This window comes from Pseudohaliea rubra DSM 19751, from assembly GCF_000764025.1.
Lineage (GTDB): Bacteria > Pseudomonadota > Gammaproteobacteria > Pseudomonadales > Halieaceae > Pseudohaliea > Pseudohaliea rubra.
In genome coordinates, this window is the sequence record NZ_KN234790.1 from 1 (window position 1) to 1,255 (window position 1,255).

Sequence of the window (1,255 nt, forward strand, 5' to 3'; positions counted from 1 at the left end):
GGCGGGAGCGGCTGGCGGTGCTGGGAGCCGCGCTGGCCGCGCACGAGGCGACCCTCGCGGCGCCACTCCTGGCACTGCTTGCAGGCCGCGACGATGTACGCCTTCTCGGTCGTCCCGGTACGGCGGACCGGTCGGCCACGGTGTCTTTCGTGCCCACCCGGCAGACGCCCGCTGCCCTCGCCGCGGCCCTGCAGCGGCAGGGCATTGGTGTCGAGAGCGGCCATTTTTATGCCCACAGGCTCCTCGAGGCCCTGGGCGTGTTCCCCGCCGCCGGCGTGGTGCGTTTGTCCTTCGTGCACTACAACACGCCGCAGGAGGTGGCGTGGACCTGCGACGCCCTCTCGTCCGCCCTCGGCTGACGGGCGCCCGCGGCAGGTTTCGCGCGCCGCCCCGCCACCTTTCGCCACAATTTATCGCCGCTGCGCCACGGTCCTGCCCGGGCCCTGCCCGGACATCGCGCTGTAATTTGCCCTGCCGGCCGGCACCTCCGGCCATCACAGAGCAAGGAGACAGCCATGCACAGAACCCTTACTACCGCTGCCAGCATTCTCGTCCTCGGCAGTGTGCTTGCGGCACCGGCCGGCGCGGCCGGTACCACCGGGCTCAAGCGCGACGCGACCACCATCTCCGCCATTGCCGCAGGGGCGGTTGCGGCCGGTCCCCTCGGCGCCCTGGCCGGTGCCATCGGTGGCGCCTGGCTCGGCGAGCAGGTGCAGCGGGCGGACCAGTTGCCCGCGGTGCGCGCTGAACTCGCCGAGCGAGAGCGGGCTGTTACCACCCTGGAGCAGGACCTCGCTGCCCTGGACGAGGCGCTGCGTGCCGAACGCCGCGAGACCGCCCGCTACGCGCGCATGGCCCTCGAGCAGCTCGAGCTGGAACTGCTGTTTCGCACGGGCGAGAGCCGGCTGACGGACGAGGGCCGGGCGCGGCTTGGCCTGCTTGCGCAGTTCCTCGCCGCAAACCCGGACATCGAAGTGCGCGTGGATGGCTATGCGGACCCGCGCGGGCGCGCCGAAGACAATGCCATCCTCGCTCTCGACCGCGCAGAGGCGGTCGCCGGTGCACTGGTGGACGCCGCCGTCCCCGTGAGCCGGGTGACGGTGCACGGCCACGGCGAGGAGCGGTCGCAGGTCGCCGAGGGCGACCTCGACGGCTATGCGCTGGAGCGGCGCGTGCGCATTGAGCTGCGTCGCCGCGGTGCCGCCATCGCCAGCAGCGACTGAGGCACCGGCGTTGGCGCCCCCCCCCCCCCCCC

General features: G+C 72.9%; 2 protein-coding genes. Both read left to right on the forward strand.

Annotation, left to right across the window (positions count from 1 at the left end; genetic code table 11):
• Positions 1-359, forward strand: a 359-nt coding sequence (locus tag HRUBRA_RS12925) for an aminotransferase class V-fold PLP-dependent enzyme (protein WP_035517840.1), incomplete at its 5' end; no start/stop codon positions are given.
• A gap of 156 nt (positions 360-515) precedes the next feature.
• Complete coding sequence (locus HRUBRA_RS12930) at positions 516-1,223, forward strand: OmpA family protein (protein WP_035517842.1); 708 nt, start codon at positions 516-518, stop codon at positions 1,221-1,223.
• The last annotated feature ends 32 nt before the right edge of the window (positions 1,224-1,255 follow it).

Excerpts from the sequence above, each read along its gene's own strand:
- HRUBRA_RS12930 (WP_035517842.1), top strand. The coding sequence starts at position 516 with ATGCACAGAACCCTTACTACCGCTGCCAGCATTCTCGTCCTCGGCAGT.